This window comes from Paraburkholderia sp. DD10 (assembly GCF_049177125.1).
GTDB classification, from domain to species: domain Bacteria; phylum Pseudomonadota; class Gammaproteobacteria; order Burkholderiales; family Burkholderiaceae; genus Paraburkholderia; species Paraburkholderia terricola.
The window spans coordinates 151,561-176,868 of sequence record NZ_CP185394.1 but is presented as its reverse complement, the minus strand read 5'-3'; the positions used below and the strand labels follow the sequence as shown (position 1 = coordinate 176,868).

Annotated in this window: 25 protein-coding genes and 4 pseudogenes; 21 read left to right on the top strand and 8 right to left on the bottom strand. The window is 60.8% G+C overall.

The genetic code is table 11. From position 1 onward, the window contains the following. Positions 1 to 91 precede the first annotated feature (91 nt). Positions 92 to 250: pseudogene (locus ACOCG7_RS34555) on the bottom strand (Hsp20/alpha crystallin family protein); the annotation flags it as partial. Between the two features lie 154 nt (positions 251 to 404). On the opposite strand from ACOCG7_RS34555, the pseudogene ACOCG7_RS34550 reads away from it, so the two are divergent. Further along, positions 405 to 787, top strand: a pseudogene (locus ACOCG7_RS34550) (hypothetical protein). Between the two features lie 35 nt (positions 788 to 822). Here ACOCG7_RS34550 and ACOCG7_RS34545 read toward each other — a convergent pair. Both ACOCG7_RS34545 and ACOCG7_RS34540 read right to left on the bottom strand, forming a co-directional pair. Further along, entirely contained in the window at positions 823 to 1,209 is a 387-nt protein-coding gene (locus ACOCG7_RS34545; RefSeq protein WP_421380804.1) for a response regulator, read from the bottom strand. Then, complete coding sequence (locus tag ACOCG7_RS34540) at positions 1,206 to 1,577, bottom strand: response regulator (protein WP_421380801.1); 372 nt, start codon at positions 1,575 to 1,577, stop codon at positions 1,206 to 1,208. Before ACOCG7_RS34540 ends, ACOCG7_RS34545 begins: the two co-directional genes overlap by 4 nt. A gap of 336 nt (positions 1,578 to 1,913) precedes the next feature. Between ACOCG7_RS34540 and ACOCG7_RS34535 the strand changes: the two are divergent. From ACOCG7_RS34535 to cas6f, 6 genes and pseudogenes are all read left to right on the top strand, one after another. Continuing rightward, positions 1,914 to 2,474: pseudogene (locus ACOCG7_RS34535) on the top strand (recombinase family protein). A gap of 3 nt (positions 2,475 to 2,477) precedes the next feature. Then, positions 2,478 to 2,990 carry a DUF4158 domain-containing protein gene (locus ACOCG7_RS34530; protein WP_421380798.1) on the top strand — a complete coding sequence of 171 codons (513 nt, stop codon included), beginning with the start codon at positions 2,478 to 2,480 and terminating at the stop codon, positions 2,988 to 2,990. 376 nt (positions 2,991 to 3,366) lie between these two features. Beyond that, positions 3,367 to 4,059, top strand: a pseudogene (locus ACOCG7_RS34525) (ISNCY family transposase); the annotation flags it as partial. Positions 4,060 to 4,538: 479 nt separating this feature from the next. After that, a complete protein-coding gene (gene csy1 / locus ACOCG7_RS34520; protein ID WP_421380795.1) occupies positions 4,539 to 6,833 on the top strand; it encodes a type I-F CRISPR-associated protein Csy1 in 2,295 nt (764 codons plus the stop codon). Between the two features lie 12 nt (positions 6,834 to 6,845). Beyond that, positions 6,846 to 7,904, top strand: coding sequence for a type I-F CRISPR-associated protein Csy3 (csy3, locus tag ACOCG7_RS34515; RefSeq protein WP_421380792.1), 1,059 nt, complete (start codon positions 6,846 to 6,848; stop codon positions 7,902 to 7,904). 3 nt (positions 7,905 to 7,907) lie between these two features. Next, positions 7,908 to 8,471, top strand: a complete 564-nt coding sequence (gene cas6f, locus ACOCG7_RS34510; protein WP_421380789.1) for a type I-F CRISPR-associated endoribonuclease Cas6/Csy4 — start codon at positions 7,908 to 7,910, stop codon at positions 8,469 to 8,471. Positions 8,472 to 9,710: 1,239 nt separating this feature from the next. Here the strand turns inward: cas6f and ACOCG7_RS34505 are convergent. Continuing rightward, positions 9,711 to 9,941, bottom strand: a complete 231-nt coding sequence (locus tag ACOCG7_RS34505; protein ID WP_421380786.1) for a hypothetical protein — start codon at positions 9,939 to 9,941, stop codon at positions 9,711 to 9,713. Positions 9,942 to 10,172: 231 nt separating this feature from the next. Here ACOCG7_RS34505 and ACOCG7_RS34500 point away from each other — a divergent pair, with 231 nt between their 5' ends. The 13 genes from ACOCG7_RS34500 to ACOCG7_RS34440 all read left to right on the top strand — a co-directional run bounded on the left by ACOCG7_RS34500 (position 10,173) and on the right by ACOCG7_RS34440 (position 22,490). Continuing rightward, the gene (locus ACOCG7_RS34500; protein ID WP_421380783.1) at positions 10,173 to 10,355 is read left to right on the top strand and encodes a Flp family type IVb pilin; all 183 of its coding nucleotides are present in this window, start codon (positions 10,173 to 10,175) and stop codon (positions 10,353 to 10,355) included. 109 nt (positions 10,356 to 10,464) lie between these two features. Continuing rightward, entirely contained in the window at positions 10,465 to 10,644 is a 180-nt protein-coding gene (locus ACOCG7_RS34495; protein WP_421380780.1) for a Flp family type IVb pilin, read from the top strand. Between the two features lie 88 nt (positions 10,645 to 10,732). Next, positions 10,733 to 11,260: an A24 family peptidase gene (locus tag ACOCG7_RS34490; protein ID WP_421380777.1), complete on the top strand. Its 528-nt coding sequence runs from the start codon at positions 10,733 to 10,735 to the stop codon at positions 11,258 to 11,260. Between the two features lie 98 nt (positions 11,261 to 11,358). Then, positions 11,359 to 12,759, top strand: a complete 1,401-nt coding sequence (locus ACOCG7_RS34485) for an ATP-binding protein (protein WP_421380774.1) — start codon at positions 11,359 to 11,361, stop codon at positions 12,757 to 12,759. Positions 12,760 to 12,800: 41 nt separating this feature from the next. Then, positions 12,801 to 13,634 (top strand): Flp pilus assembly protein CpaB, encoded by an 834-nt coding sequence (gene cpaB / locus ACOCG7_RS34480; RefSeq protein WP_421380771.1) that lies wholly within the window; start codon positions 12,801 to 12,803, stop codon positions 13,632 to 13,634. Positions 13,635 to 13,712: 78 nt separating this feature from the next. Continuing rightward, entirely contained in the window at positions 13,713 to 15,572 is a 1,860-nt protein-coding gene (locus tag ACOCG7_RS34475; protein WP_421380768.1) for a type II and III secretion system protein family protein, read from the top strand. Positions 15,573 to 15,593: 21 nt separating this feature from the next. Beyond that, positions 15,594 to 15,932, top strand: a complete 339-nt coding sequence (locus tag ACOCG7_RS34470; protein ID WP_421380765.1) for a hypothetical protein — start codon at positions 15,594 to 15,596, stop codon at positions 15,930 to 15,932. Positions 15,933 to 16,004: 72 nt separating this feature from the next. Beyond that, positions 16,005 to 17,216, top strand: a complete 1,212-nt coding sequence (locus tag ACOCG7_RS34465) for an AAA family ATPase (RefSeq protein ID WP_421380762.1) — start codon at positions 16,005 to 16,007, stop codon at positions 17,214 to 17,216. Positions 17,217 to 17,235: 19 nt separating this feature from the next. Further along, on the top strand, positions 17,236 to 18,603 hold the full coding sequence (locus tag ACOCG7_RS34460) for a CpaF family protein (RefSeq protein WP_421380759.1): 1,368 nt from the start codon (positions 17,236 to 17,238) through the stop codon (positions 18,601 to 18,603). Positions 18,604 to 18,655: 52 nt separating this feature from the next. Continuing rightward, the gene (locus ACOCG7_RS34455; RefSeq protein WP_421380756.1) at positions 18,656 to 19,639 is read left to right on the top strand and encodes a type II secretion system F family protein; all 984 of its coding nucleotides are present in this window, start codon (positions 18,656 to 18,658) and stop codon (positions 19,637 to 19,639) included. Between the two features lie 40 nt (positions 19,640 to 19,679). After that, positions 19,680 to 20,636, top strand: coding sequence for a type II secretion system F family protein (locus tag ACOCG7_RS34450; RefSeq protein WP_421380753.1), 957 nt, complete (start codon positions 19,680 to 19,682; stop codon positions 20,634 to 20,636). Between the two features lie 199 nt (positions 20,637 to 20,835). Next, on the top strand, positions 20,836 to 21,357 hold the full coding sequence (locus tag ACOCG7_RS34445) for a TadE/TadG family type IV pilus assembly protein (RefSeq protein WP_421380750.1): 522 nt from the start codon (positions 20,836 to 20,838) through the stop codon (positions 21,355 to 21,357). Between the two features lie 11 nt (positions 21,358 to 21,368). After that, positions 21,369 to 22,490 (top strand): TadG family pilus assembly protein, encoded by a 1,122-nt coding sequence (locus tag ACOCG7_RS34440; RefSeq protein ID WP_421380747.1) that lies wholly within the window; start codon positions 21,369 to 21,371, stop codon positions 22,488 to 22,490. Between the two features lie 140 nt (positions 22,491 to 22,630). Here the strand turns inward: ACOCG7_RS34440 and ACOCG7_RS34435 are convergent, their stop codons facing one another. Then, positions 22,631 to 22,846: a hypothetical protein gene (locus ACOCG7_RS34435; protein WP_421380744.1), complete on the bottom strand. Its 216-nt coding sequence runs from the start codon at positions 22,844 to 22,846 to the stop codon at positions 22,631 to 22,633. 156 nt (positions 22,847 to 23,002) lie between these two features. On the opposite strand from ACOCG7_RS34435, the gene ACOCG7_RS34430 reads away from it, so the two are divergent. Then, positions 23,003 to 23,281 (top strand): HU family DNA-binding protein, encoded by a 279-nt coding sequence (locus tag ACOCG7_RS34430; RefSeq protein WP_421380741.1) that lies wholly within the window; start codon positions 23,003 to 23,005, stop codon positions 23,279 to 23,281. A gap of 594 nt (positions 23,282 to 23,875) precedes the next feature. Here the strand turns inward: ACOCG7_RS34430 and ACOCG7_RS34425 are convergent. From ACOCG7_RS34425 to ACOCG7_RS34415, 3 genes are read right to left on the bottom strand one after another with little or no spacing between them, the layout of a single operon-like run. Beyond that, positions 23,876 to 24,298, bottom strand: a complete 423-nt coding sequence (locus ACOCG7_RS34425) for a hypothetical protein (RefSeq protein WP_421380738.1) — start codon at positions 24,296 to 24,298, stop codon at positions 23,876 to 23,878. Positions 24,299 to 24,343: 45 nt separating this feature from the next. Then, positions 24,344 to 24,541, bottom strand: a complete 198-nt coding sequence (locus tag ACOCG7_RS34420) for a hypothetical protein (protein WP_421380735.1) — start codon at positions 24,539 to 24,541, stop codon at positions 24,344 to 24,346. After that, entirely contained in the window at positions 24,538 to 24,894 is a 357-nt protein-coding gene (locus ACOCG7_RS34415) for a hypothetical protein (RefSeq protein ID WP_421380732.1), read from the bottom strand. Before ACOCG7_RS34415 ends, ACOCG7_RS34420 begins: the two co-directional genes overlap by 4 nt. Positions 24,895 to 25,308 lie beyond the last annotated feature (414 nt).

Below are 25,308 nucleotides of genomic sequence, written 5' to 3'. Positions count from 1 at the left end.
CGATTGCCAGAGCGGATGCGCGGACGCTTCCTGAGATTGAAGAACCCGCGCCGCGCACTCGCGGCTTTACACGGATGATCGAAGTCATCGACCTGGCCATCTGCTGTTGCAGACGGTCGAACTCGCTGAAAAGGTCGGTCCCGAAGTAGAGATCGCTCATGGTCATTTCCTCCTTCAAACCAGCAGGAAGACGAACCGGCCTACGCGCTCCAGTCCATCTGCCATGCTGCGGGCAAACAAATCGAAACACGCAGCGCGCCGGACTGCTGGCGCGACTGCCTGAGCGGAATTCAAGATAGGATCCCGAGCGGAAATTTCAAGGGGGTACTGCGACTTTCTGCTCTTGAATTCGGGTGGCCACATCCTATCTTCACGACGCCCCCGACGGACCATGCGAGGACACCATGGAATTCGAATACGATTGGCTGACCCTTGGCTGGCACCGTATCCGGTTGCGCTCAACAAAGGGTTTCCCGACCGAGACGATGCGCACGGCGGTCGAGGTCATCCGGCTGGCGATCGACAACAGCATGAGCGCGCGTGCTCGGCTAATTGACGTGGCATTTCGGCAGGAATCCGCTTACGAAAGTGCTGTCGGCACCACGTTCGCCGACCACCGGCTATGCGCGTCGCAACTGGAAGCGGCGATCGCGACGGTCCTGGGCCTGCAGCCCGCGCAGATCAACATTTTCGTGACCGTGGTCATGCAGGAGAGGTCGATCTGCATTTCGGTGTATACGAGAGGATGCTGGCCGAAGAGCTCGGCGTGGTGCCGCCGATCCAGTGATCGCGTCGCTACAGCTAGGCGAGCCACTAGAACCATCACGCGGGCCCGCCTTTCCCGGCCGCTCGCAGACGCTGAATCTGCTCCAGCACAACGCGGTGGTCGTAGGGTTTTGATAGTGCGGGGCCGTCCTCGCACAGTCTCGCGGCTCTTCCGACAGACCCGCCGATGCTTCCCGCCAGGAACACCCGAATGTCGGGAAACTGCTCACGTATCCACTTCGCCAGGGAGAATCCGCTGCGATCCTCGCCTCCAACGTCCGCAAGCACGATATCGACGGCCGAAGGCTTGTTGGTGAGTAGGGCTTGTGCCTCTACGCAGTCGACCGCCTCGATGACCAGGTATCCGCACTCGCGAAGATATTGCGCAAGCGGAGTGCGAACGAGTATGTCTGCATCAACAATGAGGATATGAGGTGCATTCACGAATCGCCCTCCGGTGGTCGCAGGCCCAGCACTGAAAAAAATAACGTCATCATGTGCGCGATGTCGTACGGTTTGCGGACGAACAGCGCCATCGGCACGCTCGCGCCAGGCTGAGTGTCGCCGGACGTGAGGATGACGGGAATTCCAGGGTGGTCGCTGGCGATCAACCCGGCCAGTTGTTGACCGTCAAGCACGCCGGACATCTGTATATCGGAAAATAGAAGATCAACCTTTCCTCCGGCGCGGATATAGGCCAGCGCATCGTCGGCGCTACCCGCCTCAATCACGGCAAAACCTGCCGCACGCAGTACTTCGACCAGGGCCAGACGGACAAGAACATCATCCTCTGCGATCAGAATGTGAGCCACGCCTGGCTGCGGCTGCGTTAGTGGCACCATCAATCTCCCGAGCGAAGCACAATCGAATCGCACGTTCGCCGCAATTTTCGTTCCCCCCATTGCAGCTGTTCAGGCGCGCGTCCGGTTGCTGCTGTCGGGCGGCGTGGAGACCACTCGAGTTCGCCTGCCGACGTGCGTTGCGATGGGTTCGGTGTTCGACGCCCATCTTGTCAGACCGAGCTATACCCTGTCCTGATGTCAGGAAGCCCTGTCAGAAACGCCAGGAGAGGGCCACATTATCGATTGTTTGACGCTCGATTCGGAAAGTCATAGATTTCAATCTGACATCTTTATCGCAAGTCCGTCATGAACGGCCAGCGTGTCGGATATGTGCGGGTCAGCACCTTCGAGCAGAACGCCGTGCGCCAGCTCGACGGAATCGGGCTTGACCGGACCTTCACTGAGAAGGCATCGGGAAAGGACACGAAGCGGCCGCAGCTCGACGCATTGCCGACCTTCGTGCGCAACTGCGACACGGTGGTCGTGCATAGCATGGACCGGCTTGCTCGCAATCTGGACGACCTTCGCCATATCGTCCAGGTACTGACCAAACGCGGGGTGCGCATTGAGTTCGCGAAAGAATGTTTGACGTTCACGGGCGAGGACTCGCCAATGGCGAATTTGATGCTGTCGGTGATGGGGGCCTTCGCGGAATTCGAGCGCGCGCTCATTCGTGAGCGCCAGCGCGAGGGCATCGCCCCTGGCAAAGCAACGCGGCGCCTATCGGAGTCGTAAGCCGGCGTTGTCCGACGCCCAGTCGCCGATCTCCGCCGTCGGGTAGACGACGGTGAACGCAAAGCTCAGATCGCTTGCGAGTTCGGAATCAGCCGCGAAACCCTGTACCAGTATTTGCGCTCGACGAGGTGAATCTTGCCCCGCCGAGAACTGCTCACTCCTGACCAGCGATTCCAGCTACTCGCGTTCCCCGAGGATGAAAGTGGGTTGATCCGCATGGCCACGTTGTCAACGGAGGACTTTGCGTTTGTTCGACAGCATCGAGGTGGCCACAACTGCCTCGGCATCGCGGTGTTGGGATGGTCTACCTGCGCTATCCAGGCCGGGTGCTGGGACCTGCCGAGAAGAAAGCCGCGTGCGCCGATCATTGGAATCGTCGCGGCGCAATTGGGTGTTACGCCAGCGGTGTGGGACGTGTACGCTGCGCGTGACGAAACGCGCCGGGAACACCTGCAAGAGCTCCTGGCCCGGCTGGGTCTGGTGCAATTCAGTCGGCAACACTATCGCGAGCTGGTCGATCTGTTATTACCGCTCGCGATGCAGGCCACGCAGGGCATCGTGCTTGCACAGGCCGCCGTTGACGAACTCCGGCGTCGGCATGTGCTGTTGCCGCCGGTACCTGCGCTCGAGAAGGGCGCCCCTATCTGACTCTGAAACACACCGCGTCACCGTTGGACGATGCGATAACTCGGCAGCGGACGGGCTGATTCGGCATATGTTCCTTCGATCGGATGCAGAGACCGGAAACTCGTAAGCCCATTCCCATTCGTTGTGGAAGGCGGAGCGGACTGTCGCGATAAACCGGAGGGGGCGCGCAAGCCATGACGGCGATGACTGTGCAAAGATGCCATCAGTAGTCCTTATATTTACATAATGCAAATTATCACCGACAAACAATGTAGTGGCTATTCGGTAATGTCCGCTTCTAGCCACGTTCAAATGTCCGCTTTTCCGCAGCGTATGCTTTCCGCCCGCCACTTGTGCGACGCCGGAGGCATTGATGGCTGCGACAGAACGGATAACGATGACGATGCGCGCGCTCGACAGGTAAGGTCATCAGGATGTCGTCGACGGCAGGCTCAAGCCGTGGCGAGCCGCGGAACGGCTTCAGTTGACCACGAGGCAGATTCGGCGACCGGTTGCGCGACTTCGCGAACAGGGTCCGCGTGGCCCGGCATCGTGCCGGTGCGCGAAGCCTGCAAAAACCGTCTGGATCCAGTGAAAGCCGAGGGGCGCTCTCGATCATCTGTGAGCGCTATGCCGATTTTGTGCCAACGCTGGCGTGCGAGAAGCTGTACGAATGTCACGGTATCCGGCTTGCCAGCGAGACGGTCAAGCGTCTGATGACGGATGCAGGTCTATGGGTGCCCCGTCGGCAGCGGCCGCTGAAGGTTGTACCAGCCGCGGGCCGACGGTCGTGTGCCTGGGTGAACTGATCCAGATCGATGGCGGCGATTGCCGGTGGTTCGAGGAACGGGCTCCAGCCTGCACGCTGCTTGTGTACGTCGACGATGCGACCAGTCGGCTGATAGCGCTGCATTTCACGGCCATAGAATCGACCTTCAGCTACTTTGAACCGACGCGTGCGTACATCGAACAGCACCGCAAACCCGGCGCGTTGTACAGGGACAAGTACAGCGTGTTTCGCAAGACTGGCGCGAACGCCGATTTGGGCAATCAGTTCACGGGCGGCGCGTTCACTCATCGAGACCGTGCTGGGCCGGGGCATCCGGCTGTCGATGGACGGCAAGAGAAGCTGGCGCGACAACGTGTTCGTCGAGCGGGTGTGTCGCAGCATCAAGTACAAGGAGGTCGATGCTGAAAGCGTAAGAGTCGGTCAGCCATGCCCGGCATTCCGTCGGTGAAACATCGAGCGGTACAAGCGGAAACGGCCACATTCGAGTATGGCCGATCAGACGCCGGATGAGGCATACTTCGTGACGCTGCCTGCAATTAAATCGGCCACACGATTGCTCGAGACGTTCCACTTTAAAATCTCCGACGAGTGTTCGAACGAGCGAGGTCACCTCTGTGAATTGTCGTTTTCGCGAAACAGCCCCTAATCGTCCGCGCGTCACCGATCGTCCAGTAACATAAAATTATCCGGGAAAGGAAGCGAGCACGCAGCTATCATCCTGTCCTCCGGTTCCGCCGGTTTGTATCCGAGTGGGCAGATCTTGTCGAGGCAACTGGGAAATGCCAGAGAAGGAAAATGTGAACCCCAATAACGACGTCACTTCGGCGTTACGTGCCTTGATCGACGGATTCATTCATGAGCGCCTCCAGATCAAGCTGGACAAGCTAGGGGATGGCGAGGACGACAAACGCCAACGGTTACTGGAAGAGCACCGGCGCGAGGCATGGATCGCGGATGCGGCGCGGCGGGTGCGGCAGATTCAACTCGCCAGCCACACTCTCAAGCCGATCCACCCCGACGCGCGCGGGACGAATGTGTACATGCGCGAAAGCCTCTGCACAGAGCGGGCGCTAGTGGGAACCCATTCGCTGACCGATGGCCGTACCGATGACGTGGTGGGAAACGCTGCAGCACTCGACGTTTATAAATTCCTCAAGTTGTCGCACGACGGCAAGACGCTATCTGATCGCACATTGGATAACGACCCGGCACTGATTGCTGCTTTATCTGACGAGCCGGGTCAGGCCAGGTCTTGGGCCAAAGCCTTTGCCGGAATCGCCGAAAGCAAGGTTGCTTCAGCGTCGCACACACTGGCAAAGCAGCTCTATTTTCCAATGCCGGATGGTGGATACCATTTATTGGCCCCCCTCTTCCCAACAACACTGGTGCATCGTCTGCACGCAACGCTTGAGGCCGACCGCTTTTCCGACGCGGCCCGCGAAGCACGCAAGGCACGGCAGGAAGGCAAGTCGTGGCCCAACGGCTATCGGGAATATCCCAATCTGGCGGTGCAGAACTTCGGCGGAAGCAAACCGCAAAACATCAGCCAACTAAACAGTGAGCGCGGTGGCCTCAATCATTTGCTACCTTCGCTGCCTCCAATGTGGAGAAGTGGGTCGGTCAAACCGCCGCTGCGACACCAGTCCGTGTTTGAGAACGACGGTGCAATCGGCGTCCTGCATGAAGTTCAGGATCTCAGAAAACGGCTGGCGCGAAATGAGTCCAACATCCACGGGCGATCAGTGGACACGGTGGAGGATATCGTTGCCAATGTGCTCGATCTAGTCGCCCAGATTCGAGCGCTTCCTGCCGGCTGGAGTACAGCGGACGAGTGCAGTCTGGACGCGGTCGAACGACGGTGGCTGGATCCCGGAGCGGTGGCGGAGCCCGGTGACGCGGTCTCCGCTGACTCCAATGGCGCGCCGCGGACGCCGCCGGATTGGCGCGACGAGATCGCCCGTCGTTTCGCCAACTGGCTGAATGCGATTGTCGGCACCGATCGCACATCAATAGGCAACCGGAAGCAGGGCGAATGGAACAAGCTACTTGAGGGGGCTGTTCAACGACTTCGCGAGGATCTTGCCGACGACAAGCCTGAGGATTGTGGGGCTGTGGTCGTGCTGCCGCGCTTGCGGGTACAAAATGCGAACGCCGTTTCCAGTCCATTCACCTGGGGCTTTCCCGCGCCCAGCGCCTTCACCGGCTTCGTCCATGCCCTGCAACGGCGTCTGAACACGAGCGGGCGCGACCTTTGCCTTGAAGGGGTGGCGATCATCTGCCACGACTTCGAGCCGCAGGTGACTCGAACATCAAGCCGCCGGGCACAAGTGTTTCGCCTGGCTCGTCACCCGCTGGACAAGGACGGCTGCACATCGGCCATCGTCGAGGAGGGTCGCGTGCACCTCGAAGTCAGCCTTGTTATCAAGGTCTCGGGCGACGGCTGTCCGTTGAATGAGACGGACGGCAAGGCGCTGTCTGTGGAGATCCTGTCGATTGCGGAAGGGCTACGGCTAGCCGGCGGCAGTATCCTACCTCATCCCGAACGCGGCAGGCATCCACCGGAGTGGGTTGGCTGGCCAGGCGATCATGAAACCCGCCTCAGGCAATTCCGGATGCTGCGCCGGCGCCTTCTGCCCGGCTTCGCACTGGTTAGCCGGGAACCACTGCTGGCCCATCATCTGGATATTTTGCACCAGTCCAGCCCGCACGCCACGCCACTCGATGCGTTGCTGGACCTGTGTCGCCTGAACATCGAGCCGGAGATGCTTGAGGGCAGCGACGGCAAAGTCGCCTGGAGCGTGCGTCGCCCGTACCGTGGCTGGCTGGTGCCGTTGCCGGTGGGCTATGCCGCCATCTCGCAACTCTACGCCCCAGGCGAAGTGAAAGACACGCGCGACAGCAACGTGCCCTTCCGTTTCGTTGAAAGTGTGCTCTCACTTGGCGAGTGGATCAGTCTGCATCGTGTCTCCCAACTCGAACAGCTCTTTTGGCATCACCACGCACAGCCCGACGCAGGCCTTTACCGGCTGCACAACCCCTATTTCGCACCGGAACCTAGCGACCCGATCGCGTGAGAGAAATTCAACATGGCTAAAGAAGATCAGATCGCGCTGAAGACCGCCTCCGTCCTCGCATTCGAACGGAAATTGGACCCATCCGACGCCCTGTTCTACGCAGGCAGATGGGAAGCCCGCGAACACAGCGATGCCTGGCCGCCGGTTGGCGTACGCGAAAAATCCGTGCGTGGCACCGTCTCCCATCGCCTCAGAACGAAGGACAAAGACATAGACCCTGCGGGACTCAACGCCGAAATCGATAAACCCAACCTGCAACGCGTCGATGTGGCCACCCTCCCACCCGATGCAGACACACTGAAAGTCCATTTCACGCTGCGCATACTCGGTGGAGCTGGCATCCCGTCGGCCTGCAACAGTGTCGAGTACCAGAAGAAGCTGCAGGCTCTGGTGCAAGGCTACACAAGCCGAGGTGGTTATCAGGAGCTTGGCCGCCGCTATGCCCTAAATCTCGCCAATGGCCGCTTCCTCTGGCGCAACCGCATGGGCGCTGAAACCGTGGAAGTCCATATCTCTCATCTGCAGGACGGTACACGCACTAAACGATGGATATTCAGTGCGCAGGCCTTTTCGCTGCGAGACTTTAATACCCCGTCCAGCTACGCCAATACAATCGGCGAACTCGTCACCGTCATCGAAGGTGGTCTGGCGGGCAAGGGTTATGCACTGCTGGAGATTGTCGCCTTTGCCAGAATGGGTGAAGGACAGGAGGTGTTTCCCTCACAGGAACTGATTCTCGACAAGGGTACCGAGCGCGCCTGGCAGAAAGGCCGAACGCTCTACACCATCACGGGAGTTGCCGCCCTCCACTCGCAGAAACTGGGCAATGCGATCCGAACCATTGACACCTGGTACCCAGACGAAGACGGACTCGGCCCCATTGCCATCGAACCCTATGGCTCTGTCACCGCCCGGGGCAAAGCTTATCGTCATCCTCGCCAGAAGCTCGATTTCTATTCGCTGCTCGATGCCTGGATGATCAGAGATCAAGCCCCCAACGATGATCAGCAACACTACGTGATGGCCAACTTCATTCGCGGCGGCGTCTTCGGCGAATCCAGTAAGGACTGAGCGATGGATCATTATCTCGACATTGGACTGGTGCCCGATCCGGAATTTAGTCCGCAGCACCTCATGAGTGAGCTCTTCAGCAAACTGCACCGTGCCCTGGTGAAACTGAGCAGCCAGGATGTCGGTATCAGTTTTCCAGGAGTTCGACCGGAGCGGCCGGCGCTTGGCGACCGTTTACGGCTGCATGGCAGGCGGTCGACATTGCAGCAACTGATGGCGGCGAACTGGCTTGGCGGCATGCAGGACTACGTCAAGCAGGGAGAGATTCTCCTGGTACCCGCCGAAGTGACTTATCGCGTCGTCTTCCGGGTGCAGGCGAAGAGCAGTGCGGAGCGCCTGCGCCGCCGGCTGATGCGACGCCATGACCTCGATGAAGCTGAGGCCCGCCAGCGCATTCCGGGAACCGTGGAGAAAAGACTTGAGTTGCCCTACGTGTCCATTCGCAGCCAAAGTACCGGTCAGTCTTTTTTTCTCTTCATCGAACACGGTCCGATAGTGCACGAACCGCAGGGAGGGCTTTTCACCGCCTATGGGCTCAGTGCTGGTGCGACCATACCCTGGTTTTGACCTCCTTTGAGAGATCAGAAAAGAACCTTAATAACAACGAGTACGTAAAACGTATTGAAAACTTTTTACACTTTTAGAAAATCCTTTTGGAACGATGGAACTAACAACATTAAGTGGTATTTCACTGCCGTGTAGGCAGTTTAGAAACATCGCTTTCCGACGCACCACGAAGATTGGGCTTCACTGCCGCGTAGGCAGCTTAGAAATGGAGATTGCAAAGGAGATTGGCTCCAAAGTGATCCTCGCGCCTCTTCACTGCCGCGTAGGCAGCTCAAAGTTCAGGGACCGGACCGGAACCGTCGCTTTTCGGTTTTGGTCCGGATCCTTCCGGGCACGCAAGGGAGCAGCATCGGCAGGTTGTGATTGGCGGAAAAATCGATTTCCTGTCGACCCACGAGGCCAGATGAAACAACGCTTGGCGCGATTGCACGCCGCGCTGATACCAACATCCTTCGCAAAACGTCGTTCGGCCAGCAATGGAACAACACACTGCTTAGCTCATCCATGCGGGCCGGCGTGATGCGCTCAAACCGGTGCGCGCCCTGCGCATCGGTGAACCGTCGGGCACCTCAGATTTCGTCGCGGCACCGTCCTTGCCTGGGACCTGAAGCGGCCGGCAGCGAAAGCGGAGCCTTCGACCACGGCGGCGTCATAAAGTACTTTATGCTCGCGGACAATACCCGTTATAAACGTAACGACAACGGTGAGAAAGTCTCGCCGAGGTGGCGCCGGATGAGCGTTAGTGCAGCGTATCGTCGAATGCTTTCGATCTTGGGCTGTCGATACGAGGCCGGCGTATAACCGGGGCTTCAGATGCGCGTAATCCCCGCACTTGTTGGCAATAACGCTGCCCCTGGCCAGCGTTTCGAGCGTACGGCGCCTTTCGTTGGGGTACGCGGGTCGGGGATAGGCTCGGTTGCCGGGCGTTTGCGGAAGGCGATGGGAAAATCAAGAGTCTCACAAATGCAACGAGTTCGACGCGGAAAAACAAACGAATTTCTAGATAAATCCGTCATCCAAAGCTCTAGGTGAAACCCCTCGTTCCTCGCTGTCTCCAAGGCCTGAGGCGGGTGCTGCCCGATTTCGCCGGTCAGAGCTATATGCGTAACCAGATGTGTCACATCTGCAACAAAATCATAGCATTTCCGTGTCAGCCGATTCCTTTGAGACGACCAATCGGCCCGGCACCCGCATGATGCCTGGTATTTGGGGAACCTGGCCCACTCCTTGCCTTTATGTTCACACAGCCGGCGACATGGCGAGCGACCAAAGCCATGCCGACGGGGGTTCTTCTCCCGCATGCGTTCGACAAAGAGCGGCGAGTAGAGCAACCGGCTGCGAAAGAAGAAGATCGGAGAAGTAAACAATGTGGCCATTCATTCGAATTCGGACGAGATCGCGTTGCGCAATGCGCATCGCATCCGACTTCCCTACACCGCTCTTCGCGGTAATTCGCAACACGTCGCTCATGAACACGGTCTCTCGCTGGCCGCTGTTGCGGGCCCCCTTGCAGCACCCTCCCCTCACATGACTAGAAGTGAGCCACTCTCGGCTCCTGTTCGGCCGCTCTATCACACCGCGTCCGAACCGTCTTTCCTGTAGCACGGGCAACACTTGTAGCACCCGGCAGTAAAGCAGCACGCTGTACCAATGTAGTTATCCGATGTCATCTACGTTAGTAGTCCAAAAGGAGATTCAATCATGCAATCGATCATCAATAGCACCAAGGCATTCATTCGCGACGAAGACGGAGTGACCGCCATCGAGTATGGCCTGATGGCCGCCCTGATCGCAACGGCAATCCTCGCGGGGTACTCAGCCCTCGCCAATGCAGTCAGCGCCAAGTTCACCTCTATCGCTGGGCATGTGACGTCGGGATCCTGAGAGAGGCGGCGGACGAACCGCGCCTGCCGATTCGTCTGTCGCACCACCGCTTTTTGCAACGCGCTGCCACGGCGGATAAGCCGTGGCAAGTTCAAGTGGAGAGTTAATCATGCAGTCGTTTATCAACAGCACCAAGGCATTCATTCGCGACGAAGACGGCGTGACCGCCATCGAGTATGGCCTGATGGCCGCCCTGATCGCAACGGCGATCCTCGCGGGGTACTCGGGCCTCGCCACTGCAGTCAGCAACAAGTTCACGGCAATCGCGGCGAGCATGGCGTCATCCTGAGAGAGGCGATGGACGAATCGCGCCTGCCGATTCGTCCATCGCACCACCGCTTTTCACCGCCCGCTGCCCACACCGACGAGGTCTTGTCATGCTCATTACCGCATCTGCACCACTACCGCCGATCATACCGTGCGTCATTGCACTGGTGATCGCTGCAGCAAGCACGGACATCCAGTGCCGGCGCATTCCCAACATGCTGGTCGGCGTCGGTCTGCTGGGCGCGCTGCTTGTGCAGTGCTGGCTGCGGGGATTTTTGGGCGGTGTTGGGGCTTGGCTGGCGGGCGCTGTCGTCGGACTGGTTCTGTTCCTGCCGTTATATATGCTGCATGGGATGGCTGCGGGAGACGTCAAGCTGCTCGCGATGGTAGGCGCATGGATCGGGCCGCTGCTGGTTTTTCAGACCGCACTGGCGACATGTGTGATTGGTGGTGTGTGGTTGCTGGCACTGACCGCCCGACGCCGGCAGTTGAAGAAGGTGGTGAGGAACATTTTGAGCTTGGTCCATCCGGCGTTGCGCGGCGGCGCCGCCGCTTCGATCGAGTCTGTTGGATCCGTGCCATACGGTGTCGCGATTGCGACAGGAACTGTAGTCGTGCTGCTCGCGACAGCGGCATAGTTGTAGAACGAAAGTAAGCCGACAACATACGATCCGGCTATCCGAATCACATACCGTGCCGCACCGCAATCGGTGGCGCCGCACCCGGGGAGCAACAGATGGACGAGCACAGCACAAAGCAGTGCAACGCAGCAAGCACCACGTGTCTCGACACGATTGCCGCGACGGGCGCCCACCGGGCACAAACGCCAGTGCTTGTGCTGCGTGCGCCGCGTAATATCGCGGACACTGGCTTGCCTCCGCTCTTCATCGCGCATCTGGTCCTCAAGTCGATCTTGCAGAATGGCAAATCGTCGCTAGGCGATCTTGTTGCGCGACACTGTCTCACCGCTGCAGTGCTTGATGAAACGATCGGTTTCCTCGTGCGCGAACACCTCGCTGAGATCGCGCATCGTGGCGCGACCGATGTCGACGTCCATCTGCGCCTCACTGATGCCGGTCGCGAACTCGCAGCCCACGAGGCGAGCCGCTCCACTTACTGCGGCCCCGCGCCTGTCTCGCTCGAGGCCTATGTGAGCGTGGTCAGTGCGTATTCCGTGAAGCGCATCCATGTTGCACAGTCCGATGTGCGCACGACCTTCGCGGACTTCATCGCCGATATGCCATTGCTGGACTCGGCAGTGGCCGCGTTGAATGCCGGACGGCCTGTCATGTTCTATGGCCCGGCAGGCAGCGGCAAGACGTATCTCGCCGAACGCCTCGGCAAGCTGCTGCAAGGTGCGGTGCCAATCCCGTACTCGCTTTACGTAGCCGGCGACGTCATCCAGTTGCACGACCCGCTGATTCACCGGGACGCTTGCGCCGACGCGCTGCCCAATGTCTCGGACCGTCGCTGGCGCGCCTGCGAACGGCCGGTGGTGATGTCCGGCGGCGAGTTGACGGTGGCGATGCTCGATCTTCAGTACAACGCCAATAGCGGCTTTTATCAGGCACCGCCGCATATGAAGGCAAACATGGGTATGTATGTCGTCGACGACCTCGGCCGTCAGCGCGTCGCGCCCGCCGAGCTGCTCAATCGCTGGATCACGCCGCTCGATCGCAGCGTCGATCAGTTCTCGCTGCAATCGGGCGCGCGCTTCGTGAGTCCGTTCGACGTGTGGCCGGTGTTCTCGACCAACCTCACGCCGGCGGAACTGAATGACAGCGCATTCCTGCGCCGGCTCGGCTCAAAGCTCCATGTCGGCGCGCTTGACGTCGAAGACTATCGTCGCCTGTTCGACGCTCAATGCGCGGCGCTGAACATCGAAATAGAGTCCGGCGCGTTCGAGTATCTGCTGCACCAGTTGCATCTGCCCAGCCGCACACCGTTTCTCGCCTGCTATCCCGCCGATCTGCTCGCCGTGTTGCGCTCCTTCGCGCTCTATCACGGCGACGTGCCGGTCGTCACCGAATACCGCCTGACTCATGCATGGCACAGCTACTTCGGCAGCGCGCCGGGACATGAGCAGGCGATTCCATCCAACACCGCGCAAGCCGACAAACGGTATGCCGGCGCTTGACCAGCACGTGTGCCATAGCCACTCATGAAAGGAGTAACACCATGAAAACCAGTCGCGCAGTTGTGATGTTAGGGATGGCCCTGCTGGCGGGTATTGCCGCCGTGGGTTTCGCATCGCGATGGCTGTTGCAGACGTCGTCGTCGGCCGTGACGCCGGTTGCGGTGGCCACTGCCGAAGTCGGCCTCGGTCAGCCGCTGAATCCGAACATGATCCGCACGGTGAACTGGCCCACGGCAAGCGTGCCGCCCGGCGCGTTCAGGGATCCGAAGGCACTTGACGGCCGTGTCGTGCGCACAAGCCTCGAACCCGGCGAGCCGGTGATTGAGTCCAAGCTCGCACCGCAAGGCACAAAGGGCGGACTGTCGGCGGTGATAGGTGAAGGCAAGCGAGCCATCACGGTCCGTGTGAACGACGTCGTTGGCGTGGCGGGCTTTGCACTGCCCGGCAACTATGTCGACGTTATCGTCAACACTCAGGAACCGGAAGTAAAGGCCAACGATCCGCAGCAGAGCATTTCCAAGATCGTCCTCGAAAAGATTCTTGTGCTCGCCGTCGCCCAGCAGGTTAGCCGCGACGACACGCAGCCGAAGGTCGTCAATGCGGTGACGCTCGAAGTCACGCCGGACCAGGCGGAGAAGCTCGATCTCGCACGCAGCGTCGGCAGCCTGTCGCTGGTGTTGCGCAATCAGATCGACGACCGCGCATTGCCCACTGGCGGCGCAACCAAGGTCACGTTGCTGGGCAGGGCCGTGGCTGTATCCGCGCCCGTTGTGGCGGCCGCGCCGACGCGCGTCAAATATACGGCCCGCCCCATGCCGAAGCGCGACTGTGTCGGCGTGCTGTCGGGAGCGCAAGGCAGTCAGGAATGCTTTTAATCACAAATGCGGTCACGCGATAACGCGGCGTCTGACACACGACAGATCGCTCGCAGCGGGCTACGGGGAGATAACGAGATGAAATCGAGTCAACGGAAAGTCATGAAGGGCAGCGCGATACGCACCGCCTTCCTAACCACGACGGTATGCGCGTCGTTGATCGGCGCGCACGGTGTGCACGCCCAGGAGGCAGTTGAAAACGCCCATGCCGCCGCCGCGCCAATGCCGCACGGGCCGGTGCAAATGACCATCAGCATGAATCCTGCACCCGCACAGCCTTCAGGCGCGATGCAAAGCGCCGCCGCGCGCGGTCCGGCCTGCACCCGCACGCAGAACGAACAGAGCACGATCGTGGTGCCGGTAGGCAAGTCCACGCTGATGCACACCGCCGAACCGGTGCGCAATCGCACGCTCGGCAATCCGCAGGTCGCGCAGGCGACGATGGTGTCGCCGCAAACGCTCTATGTGGTCGGCATGGCTGTGGGCACCACGAACATGATCGTGCAGGGCAAGAGCGGCGCATGCGAAGTGATCAACGTGGTGGTCAACGCCGATTCAGGCGGCCTGCAAACTTCGTTATCGCAACTGATGCCCGATGAACCGAACATCCGCGTCGCCACGGTCGCGGGCGACCTCGTGCTCGCGGGCCGCGTATCCAGCGCGCAGGCCGCAACCCAGGCCCAGGAAATCGCCAAGGCGTATGCGCGCAGTTCGCTGCCCGCGAACGGCAACGGCGGAGGCGCAGGCAACGGCAATGGCGGCAGCAAGGCCGCGACGGTGCTGAACATGATGAGCGTCGACTCGCCGCAACAGGTGATGCTCGAAGTGAAGGTCGCCGAAGTCTCGAAGACGGTGCTCAATCAGTTGGGCGCGGCGATGAACATCCAGGGCGGCTTCGGCTCCTGGAGCGGCGCGCTCCTTAGCAGTCTGCTCGCGGGCGTGTCGAGCATCGTCGATGTGAACAAGGCGAATAACCGGCCGTTCAATGTCGCGATCGACGCGCAGCACGGCGACAACCTCGTGAAGATCCTGGCCGAGCCGAATCTCGTCACGCTGAGCGGACAGGAAGCGACGTTCCTCGCGGGCGGCAAGGTCTTCATTCCGATTCCGCAGAGCAACAACAACGGTGTCGCGACCATCATCCTTCAGGAAGAGGAATTCGGTGTAGGTCTGAAGTTCACGCCCACCGTGCTCGCGGGCGGCCGCATCAACCTGAAGGTCGCTCCCGAGGTCTCGGAGCTGTCGTCTACCGGCGTCACGGTCGGCGCGACGAATACGAACAACCTCACGGTTCTGCCGCTGATCACCACGCGCCGCGCTTCCACCACGGTGCAGATGAACGACGGCGAGACCTTCGCGATCGGCGGGCTGATCAAGAGCAACGCAGCAGGCACGCTGAAGGCGATACCCGGCGTCGGCGAAGTGCCGGTGCTCGGCGCGCTCTTCAGAAGCACGTCGTATCAGCAGGACCTGACCGAACTGGTGTTCATCATCACGCCGCATCTGGTCAAGCCGCTGCAACTGGCGTCGAGCCTGCCGCTGCCCACCGACCATCTGAAGACGCCCAATCAGGCCGACGTCTATCTGATGGGCAACATGGAAGGCCGCGAGCCGGTCGGCAACAGGAAGCCCGCCCCGCCGATACCGGCCCCGGCAACGTCACCCGCACTGGCTCCCGCGCCGTCGCAACAACAGGCTCCCGCCGCCCCGCCCGCAAGCGAACCGGTATCTGCGATGGTACCGACGCCCGCCGCGGTCGTCACGCCGCTGCCGGAGCCGCAGGCCGGCACGTCAGCCCATGATATCGGGCCGGCCAATCCAGCCGGTCTCTCCGACGAACCCGCCACGCAGGCCGAAGCCTTTACCGAGCAGATCGCCGCACATCAGACGCCGCCAGACGGCAAGTCGCGCTCGTCGTCCGCTCACGCTCACAACTAAATGCAACGTCAGGAGAAGATCATGACCAACCGCACTACTTCCATCTCGCGCTGGATTGCGTTACTCGTGCCGGCCTGCGTCGCACTGAACGGCTGCCTGTCGACCACGCCCAATTTCGACCGACACTTCGGCGAATCAGTGAGGAGCTTCAGCGAGGCCCAGATCATCGATCCGGATGCCGCGTCGAAGCATCCGTCGACGGTCGGTGTCGACGGCAAGGCTGCCGTCGCGGCGATGTCGAATTACAACGCGTCATTGAAGGCGCCGTCGCCGTCCACCAACGCGTTCGTGATCGGCGTGGGCGGCAACGCCGCCGGCGGTTCGGGCGCGCCCATGGCCCCGCCGACTAATGGCGAATAGGCGATGTGAGCCGGGCAGCGGCGCGAGCCGCAGCGTGACCAGCCAAGCAACGATTCCGCGGATGACAACATCATGATCAATATCCTCATCAACTCCGAGCACACGGGCCGGATGTCCGAGATCGTTCGCCTCGTCGCGGACTGCGGCAATTGCACGACGACACGCATGCACGGCGCGCCCTCCACGTTGCTGGAACGTGGCGACAGTCTCGACGCGTTCGACGTGCTGATCATCGACGCGTCGTCGCCCGAGCGGGCCGAGCTGGATTCGGTCAACGTGCTGGTACACCGCTATCCTCGCCTCACTTGCCTGCTGCTGTTGCCGCAGACGTCGCCCGAGACGTTGATCGCCGCGATGCGCGCCGGCATCCGCGACGTGCTGAGCTGGCCGCTCGACGCGCGCTCGCTCGGCGATGCGGTTGGACGCGCCATCGCGCCGCACGCAGGGGCAGCACGCCACGAAACGCATATGGTGTCGTTCATTTCGTGTAAGGGTGGCGCGGGCACGAGCCTCATCGCGGCCAATGTCGGTCACGCGATCGCCACATTGCACGGCAAGCGTGTGCTGCTCGTTGATATGAACCAGATGTTCGCCGATGCCGCGTTTCTCGTAAGCGACCAGGAGCCGCCGTCGACATTGCCGCAGATGTGCGCTCAGATCGACCGCATGGACGCAGCATTTCTCGATGCGTCGCTCACGCACGTGACCGCCAGCTTTCATGTACTCGCCGGCGCGGGCGATCCGCTGAAGGCACTGGAGATCCACGAAGAACAGTTCGAATGGATACTAGGCGTCGCCGCACCGCGTTACGACGTCGTGCTGTTCGATCTTGGCCAGAGCATCAATGCGCTTTCCATCGTCGCGCTGGATCGCAGCGCCGAGATTCATATGGTGGTTCAGGCAAGCATGCCGTATGTGCGGGCGGCCCGCCGCCTTCAGGAAATCCTCGTGTCGCTTGCCTACTCGCCCGACCGGCTGCGTCTGCTCGTGAACCGGCACCGCCGCCACGACGAACGAGCCGCTAGCGCGCTCGAACAGGTACTTGGCAGGCACCCGTCGCATCTGATCGCCGACGACCCGCAGGCGGCCAACGAGTCCGTCAACCTCGGCGAGCCCGTATTGAAGACGGCGCGCAACAGCGCGCTCGCGCGCGGCGTGCAGGCGCTGGCGCAAAGCATCGTCAACCAGTCCTCGGGCATCGTCCCGCAGAAGAAACGCGGTGAACCGCTGCTGGCCCGACTATTTGGCCGCTCCACAACGCAACGCCAGTCAACGGTCTCATAACGTCAGCCAGGAGATTCTCATGTCACTACGCGAACAGATGTCGGCGCAGATGGTCCACACGCTGCCCGAACGCCACGCAGGCATTCGTGCGCCCCTAGGCCTCGCGCGCGCTGCATATCAGACACTCAAACGCAAGGTTCACGAGGCGGTGCTCGATCGCGTCGAACTCGAACGGCTCGCGCGGTTGCCGTCGGAACAGGTCCGCCAGGAAATCGGCGGACTGATCGCGCGCATCCTCGAAGAGGACAAGGCGCCGGTCAACGACCTCGAACGCAGGCAGTTGACGATCGACATTCACGACGAAATGTTCGGCTTCGGTCCACTCGAAGCGCTGCTGCGCGACTCGACCGTCTCGGACATTCTCGTCAACACTTACCGCACGACCTACGTCGAACGCAGGGGCCGTCTGGAACTGACGGATGTCACGTTTTACGACGACGTGCATCTGATGAAGGTAATCGAGAAGATCGTCTCGCGTGTCGGGCGGCGCATCGACGAATCGAGCCCGATGGTCGACGCGCGTCTGCCCGACGGTTCACGCGTCAACGCGATCATTCCGCCCTCGGCGGTGGATGGACCGCTAGTGTCGATCCGGCGTTTCGCGGTCAATCCGCTGCAAATGTCCGATCTGATCGCATCGCAAAGCCTTACGCCACCGATGGCCGAGCTGCTCGAAGCACTCACGCGCGCCAAGGTCAACGTGCTGGTATCGGGCGGCACGGGCGGCGGCAAGACGACGCTGCTGAACATCCTGTCGGGTTTCATTCCCGAAGACGAGCGCGTCGTGACCATCGAAGACGCGGCCGAACTGCAACTGCGCCAGCCACACGTACTACGCCTCGAAACACGACCGCCGAATGTCGAAGGACGCGGCGAAGTTACGCAACGCACGCTCGTGCGCAACGCGCTGCGGATGCGGCCGGATCGCATCATCCTCGGCGAAGTACGCGGCGCCGAAGCGCTCGACATGCTCAATGCGATGAACACCGGCCACGAAGGATCGCTCGCGACGATTCACGCGAACACGCCGCGCGATGCGCTGACCCGCCTTGAAAACATGATCAGCCTGGCCGGCCTTGCGTTGCCGCCGAAGAACCTGCGTCAGCAGATTTCGTCGGCGATCTCGGTGGTGGTTCAGGTGGCCCGTTTGACCGACGGCCGGCGCAAGGTCGTTAGCATTCAGGAATTGACGGGCATGGAAGGCGAGATCGTCAACATGCAGGAAATCTTCACTTTCAAGCGAACGGGCGTCGATCAGAGCGGCGCGGTGCGCGGCCATTTCTGCGCGACCGGCGTGAGGCCGAAGTTTACCGAGCGGCTACAGGCGTTCGGCATCGCGCTGCCTGACCAGCTCTACGATCCGAACCGGCACTTCGATACCGTTTGACGGATAGCGCCGGCGGCATGCGGCGCACACGGCTCATTTTTGTGAGACATCCATGAATCCGATCTTCTACGCCTTCGCTTTCCTGCTGTTCATCGCCGTGGTCCTCGGGATAGAGGGGCTGTATCAGTGGTGGAACAGCCACCATGGTCCCGCCGCGCACCGCCTCGACCAGCGTATCCGTGCGCTGTCCGCAGGCGCGAATGTGCAGGGCGAACGCCTCTCCATTCTCAAGGAGCGCGTGCTGAGCGGCTCCGCGCCGATCCATGCGCTGATGATGCGGGTACCACGCATCCAGATGATCGACCGGATCATCCTTCAGTCCGGATTGAGTCTCACCGTGGGACGCCTCGTGACGCACAGTCTGATGGCGGTCACGGTCGTCCTGCTGGCGGCCAGTTTTGCGCTGGTGCATGTGCCACCTGTCGTGACGGCGCTCGCCGCCGTCGCGGCCCTCGCCTTTCCAACACTGCGCGTATTGCGCTGTCGCCGCAAGCGCCTGCGCGTTCTCGAGCGACAGTTGCCCGAGGCCGCCGACATGATCAGCCGCGCGTTGCGAGCGGGGCATTCGTTCTCGAGCGCCATCGGCATGCTCGGCAATGAGTTCGCGGAGCCGACGGCCGGCGAGTTCCGCATCGTCTTCGATGAAATCAATTACGGCGTCACGCTGAACGAAGCGTTGATGAACCTTGCGACGCGTGTGCCGGTGCGCGACTTGCGCTACTTCGTGATCGCCGTGCTGATCCAGCGCGAAACCGGCGGCAATCTCGCCGAGATTCTCGACAGCATCGCGTCGCTGGTTCGCGCACGTCTGCAGTTGTTCGACAAGGTTCGGGTCCTGTCCGCCGAGGGACGTCTGTCCGGGTGGATCCTGGCGCTGTTGCCGTTCGTCTCCGCTGGCGCAATGCAGGTGGTGAACCCGACTTTTTTTGCGGTGCTGTGGGAGGACCCGGCCGGGCTTCAGGTCGTCGAAATGATGCTTGTCTCAATGGTATTGGGAATCCTGTGGATGCGGCGCATCGTGCAGATCCGCGTGTGAACGCGGGCCCGCCGCGCACCAAAAGAACTGGAGAACCGTAATGGAAACGCTCGATTCAACAAATGTGCTGTTGCTTGTCGGCCTGTTTGCAGCGGTATTCTGCGCCGTCGTGGCGTTCATGTGGCGATTGATGCCACGCGATATGCAACGCCGCATCGAACAAGCGGGTGGGGTATCCGTCTCGACCGAACAATCGTGGTCGGCTGGCGCTGGGTGGGCCGAGAAAATCGCGGAAATCTCGCGTCCGATTTCGCAGCTCTCCATTCCGAAGGAAGGCTGGGAAGATTCGCCCTTGCGGTTGCACCTGATGAACGCCGGTTGGCGCACCCCGTCGGCGGCCGCGCTTTATTTCGCAGCCAAGACCGCGCTGGCGCTGTTGCTGCCGTTGCTGGGTCTCGTCGGACTGATGCGTACGCCGCTCATCAACGGACAGTACGCCGTGTGCGCGACGATTCTCGCCCTGCTCGCGGCCATTGGCTACTACGCGCCGAACATCGTGTTGACGCGTTGCCGCGCACGACGCCAGCGCGCGATCGTCGAGGGCTTTCCGGATGCGCTCGATCTGCTGACCGTGTGCGTCGAAGCGGGCCTCGGCATGGACGCCGCGCTGATGCGCGTGGCCAACGAGATGACGCTCGCCAGTCCTGAAGTCGCAAACGAACTGCAATTGATGCTGCTCGAACTGCGCTCGGGCTTCACCAAGGAGAAGGCGCTGCGCAACTTCGCCTTGCGCACGGGCGCCGAGGATATCGATACGTTCGCCTCGATGCTGGTTCAGGCGGAACGCTTCGGCACCAGCATCGGCGCTTCGCTGCGGGTCATGTCGGACACGCTGCGCACCCGCCGCAGAATGCGCGCCGAGGAACGCGCCGCGAAGATCGCATTGAAGCTGTTGTTTCCGCTGATCTTTTGCATCTTCCCGGCACTGATGACCGTGCTGATGGGGCCCGCCTTCATTCATATCTACCGCGTGCTGTTGCCGACGCTGGGAAGCTGATGCTCAACGGTGTCCCTTTCTGGCTAGCCGGACAGACAAAAGCGCTCAAGGCCAGCCATAAGGTATCAGCGTCAAGCAGCATCATGAAGCAGGTGAGCAAAGGATGCTCAGGGCAGCACAAAGACAGTTTGGGCAAGTATCGGAGGCGGCGCTCACCAATCGGATAACCCGAACGAGTAGCGCTCACAGGGGAATAGAAATGAGCCACAAAACGAGACAGTTCACCTGGCATGCCGGATCGAAGAATTCGGGGTGCCGGCAAAAGAGTCTGGCTGCACACCATGCGCCTGCGTTGCTCGCATCACGCCGGCGCGGATCACGTCGTCAGGCTGGTGTGGCCGCAGTGGAGTTCGCGTTTATCCTGCCGCTGCTGTTGCTAATCGTGTTCGGAACCGTGGAGTTTGGTATTGCCCTTTACGACAAGGCGGTGATTACCAATGCCAGTCGGGAAGGAGCCCGTGCAGGAATTGTGCTCAAGAGCCCGAAGCCCACCAGCACGGACATTCAAAATGTCGTGCAGAACTACACTTCGTCCTATCTGGTCACATTCGGAACGCCCAGCACGCCGACGGTCACGCCGACAGGTCAGGGCGGCGCCTTTGGTACCCCACTCTCGGTGACGGTTTCCTATCAGTATGCCGGGTTGGGACTGGGCACGATGCTGTCCGCGCTGACGGGACCGATCACGCTGTCCGCTACCACTGTCATGAACAACGAATAAGGGGGGTTGCCATGCGCACGGGAGAAAGCAGAAAGAAACAGGAAGGGGCAGTGGCCGTTACTGTCGCACTTTGCATGATATTCCTGTTGGGGATTGCAGCTCTTGCCATTGACATCGGCAATCTGTTGGTCGCACGCAGCCAGCTTCAGAACGCGGCTGACGCCGCGGCAATGGCGGGCGCTGGATGCCTGATGCGGCGTACCGAATGCGGCAACACCACCGCCACCCAGCCGGACTGGACGACGGCAGCAGCAAAAGCGTCGGCGTTCTCGACGTCCACCGCGACAAACCAGGTACAAGCTGCCTACGTAAACGCCAGCACGGTAGCGACCGGGTACTGGAACGCCACGGGGACGCCATACGGTCTGGAGTCGCTGCCGTTCACACCCGGAGCGTCCGATTTGCCGGCGGTCCAGGTGACCATCCACAAAGATGGGTCGAACGCGAACGGGGCGGTCCCAGTGTTTCTGGGTGGTGTGCTTGGCGCCCAGATCCTGAAAGCCAGTGCGGTGGCGACGGCGGTGCTTTCCACGCCCAGTAATGTGGGTCCAGGCGGGTTATTTCCGTTGGCAATGTCCAAATGCTTATATGACAACTACTGGAACCCGACCACCAGCTCCCCGAAGTTGTCACCGGATAATAGTACGTTGCCTGGGACAACCGTTTCACAACAACAGGGTCAACCATACTTTTTCCAGATCGGATCGAGTTACCATTACGGCTCCTGCACTTCGGGACAATGGACGACGTTCAATGTCGATAACAACAGTGCCAGCTATGCCAGGGGCTTGCTTACGAGTGGTAACAGTACGACCTTCTCCATTGGGGCTTCACCGGGTACGTGGATCCAGACCGGTACGGAAAACACACTCTTTAATGGTGCGGCCGCTTGTAGTGCCGCGGGCAATGGGCAATGTGCGTGGGTGACCGTGGCGGTGGTGAACGATCCGGCGACTAGCGGGTTTCAGCCCGTCGTGGCGTTCGCCTGCCTGCACATCCTGGATGCGAAGAATGGCTCCAAACCGTACGTTCTCGTGCAGATGTCCAACGACATGAGTCGTTGCCACACACCCAACTCGGGAGGAGTGGGACCGAATTACGGTGCCTATACTCCCCCAAGGTTGGTACAGTAGGTATGAGAAAGATGTAGATGGTCGGCCAGGATCCGTGAATATTTGAAGCTTCGGGCATTAACCGATAGGCACAGTTCCGGATTGTTTGCAACGCGGCCGCCGACGGTCCATGGCCCTGGGGGCTGGCGGGGAAGCAGTCGTTATCGGAGGAAGGCAAGCACGCTGTCAGCAGGCTTGAACCGAAGTGGACTTGCCTCTGCCATCACGACGCCTGCATTTTCCGCGGTGGCAGATACGAGGAAACCGGCGGTCATCGGTTCAAGGAAACGGACGCTCCGCTCGGAACCATCGCCACCTCGCCAGCGCCCTTCACCGCCGCCGATGGCGGCGTCGAGCCAGGCGACGAAGCGCTCCACGGTGTTGATCGTGGCTGCGAGCGAGGCTGGCTGACGTGCACGGTGGGCGGCGCCAGCCCTGACGCCGCCGTCAACCAGTGGAGGTGATGATTGCGCGAAAGCTCTTCGATCAGGTAGGGTGGCGGCATCACCACAGCGACAACCAGGAGTTTCAGGATGAACAGGCACGAGTTGGTGGACGCTGTCGCTGCGGCGACGGGAGAAAGCAAGGTCGCGACGGGCGAAACGATTGACGCGGTGATTGCGACAATCACTGGCGCGGTGACAAAGGGAAAAACGGTGCAACTGATTGGCTTCGGCTCATTTTCGACGGGCGCGCGTGCCGCGCGGGCGGGACGCAATCCGGCGACCGGCGCCGCAATTGAGATTCCAGCCGCGAAGACCGTGAAGTTCACGGCGGGTAAGGCGTTCAAGGATGCCGTGAACGGCGCCTGATAGCCGGCAAATGCCCGCGTCCCGGAGATACCGGCGGGTCTGCTTTTGCCATCGGGGCGCCGGACAGCGAAGGTATATTCGCCGCAAAGTCTTCATCGCCCGGTGGCACGACGCCGACTACTGCCAACTGCCTACTGTGGCTTGGCACCTGCTCGCATTTCCACCGCTCAACAGCACTGGAGTTGTCATGTTCATGATCGAACCGGCGATCTGCTGTTTCATTTCGGGCGAAGCGCAACGTTCACCGGAGGGAAGTGGTCCCTCAGCCTTGATTTTCCGGCGAAGGTCTGCCCGCGACTCGGTTGCGATAGCCTGCATTCTGGTTCGAAATGCGTCAGCCGATTTTGGGTCGTTGTAATCCAACCAGTTCGCCACGTCTACGGAGCAGACGTCTAACGCGTGAAGCAGCTGCTCACAAGCCGGAGGAATGGTCTGCGTTTGAACGCTGTTGCAAGGGCCGAAGCCAGGCCTATGGCGGACAGAACGGCCAAAAGTTTGGATTTCATGGTTTATTCGGGAGACTGGATTACGGGGATATCGGCACCCAGGCGCAAGACTTGAACGACACTACGCGTAGCTCCGCTAATGATGAGTTCAAGCGGCCGCTTGGTCCGCGGCCTCGTCAGCCACGCGCGCGATGGACGTGAACCGGTACGGCGCACAGGCTTTGACCATCGCCGCAGACAGGCGTGGGCGGGAATAAAGTCCATTCCCGATCCAGGACGTGGTTCGCGTGGCGGCCCCCGCGGTGGCCACCATCTCATCGTGCGGCATCAGATACCAGTCGCCCGCCAGCGGAAAGGCAATCCAGATATCCCGACCAACGTATTTCCGGTCGATCGTCCAGCGCCCCTTGAGCTGGACCTTGCGCAACTCGCGGTCGCTTTCCCGATAGAGGATGAAATCGACCCCACCATCATAGACCGGCAGGAACGCATTGAAGCCCTGCTCCAGGGCGAGGCTCACGACCGTGTTCCGGTTGATGACTTCGCTGATCTGGCTGCGATGTCGCTCCATGCGCGTTACCTCCCTTCTCCATGCGATAAGTACGTTATCCAAATACTATTGAACCCTGCACGCCCGATGGTATTCGCCCAGGTCCTGCTGTTCGGCTTCGGCTGCGATGTGAAGCAAGGCTGCGGCCAGCGAGCGGAGCGTTGCGGGCGTGACTTCCTGCCCGTTGCCCAGCGACGAATCAAGCGTCACCAGTGGCGCGTTGTCGTGCGTGCGGCACAGGGTGTATTCAAGTTTCCGTTTCATGGTCTCCCGTTTCTCGCCAGCATTGCCAGACGGCGCAGTTGCATCAGCGACGAGTCGTAGTGCTGTAGCGATCCTGTAAGAGTTCGTGTAATGGGCTGCGTGGCCACCGTCGACTGTACGCTGCCGCGCTGGGCATCCTTCGATGCCTCACGACCCGGCGGGTACATCAGCCGCTCGAAGCGCAAAATGCGGCCGATGTGGCTGTTCATGCGCACCATGCCATCCTCAACCAGCATGCACAGCATGTCGTTGACCTGAGCCGTCGACGCGTCGAGGCCGGCCGCGAGCTCGTCTGCCTGATAGGTTTTCCCAGGCTCCATGAGCCGGAGCAGGCTCCGGGAAGTGAGCTTCATCGAAGTTTCCTCCGCATCACTGCGCAGTGTACCGCGCGTATCCCTATTCTGCGGGTTTCGCCGCGCCCCCCAGCGCCGCGTGACGCGTCATTGCGTCTTCGGGTGTGGCGAAGCTGCCGAACTGGCTGCCGCCGCATGAAAGCACCCATCGTGACCTGCCACTAACCATGCGGTTCGCGATCGTCCAGCCCCCGGGATGAGTGTGTTCATACGGAGCGCTTCGCGTCCAGCCCGCTGGTGGCTCCTTCACTGACGGGTATTTTTTTGAGGGCATGACTGTGATTCCTGGGCCTGTTGTATCCGAAAAGTGATGTGCATACGTCACGGGTCGAAAAAAATACGCTGGCGGCCGCCGTCGCCGCAGCGGGTAAAACCCGGGTGCCCTGAGGCAATTCACCGGGACTGAGAGGCTGG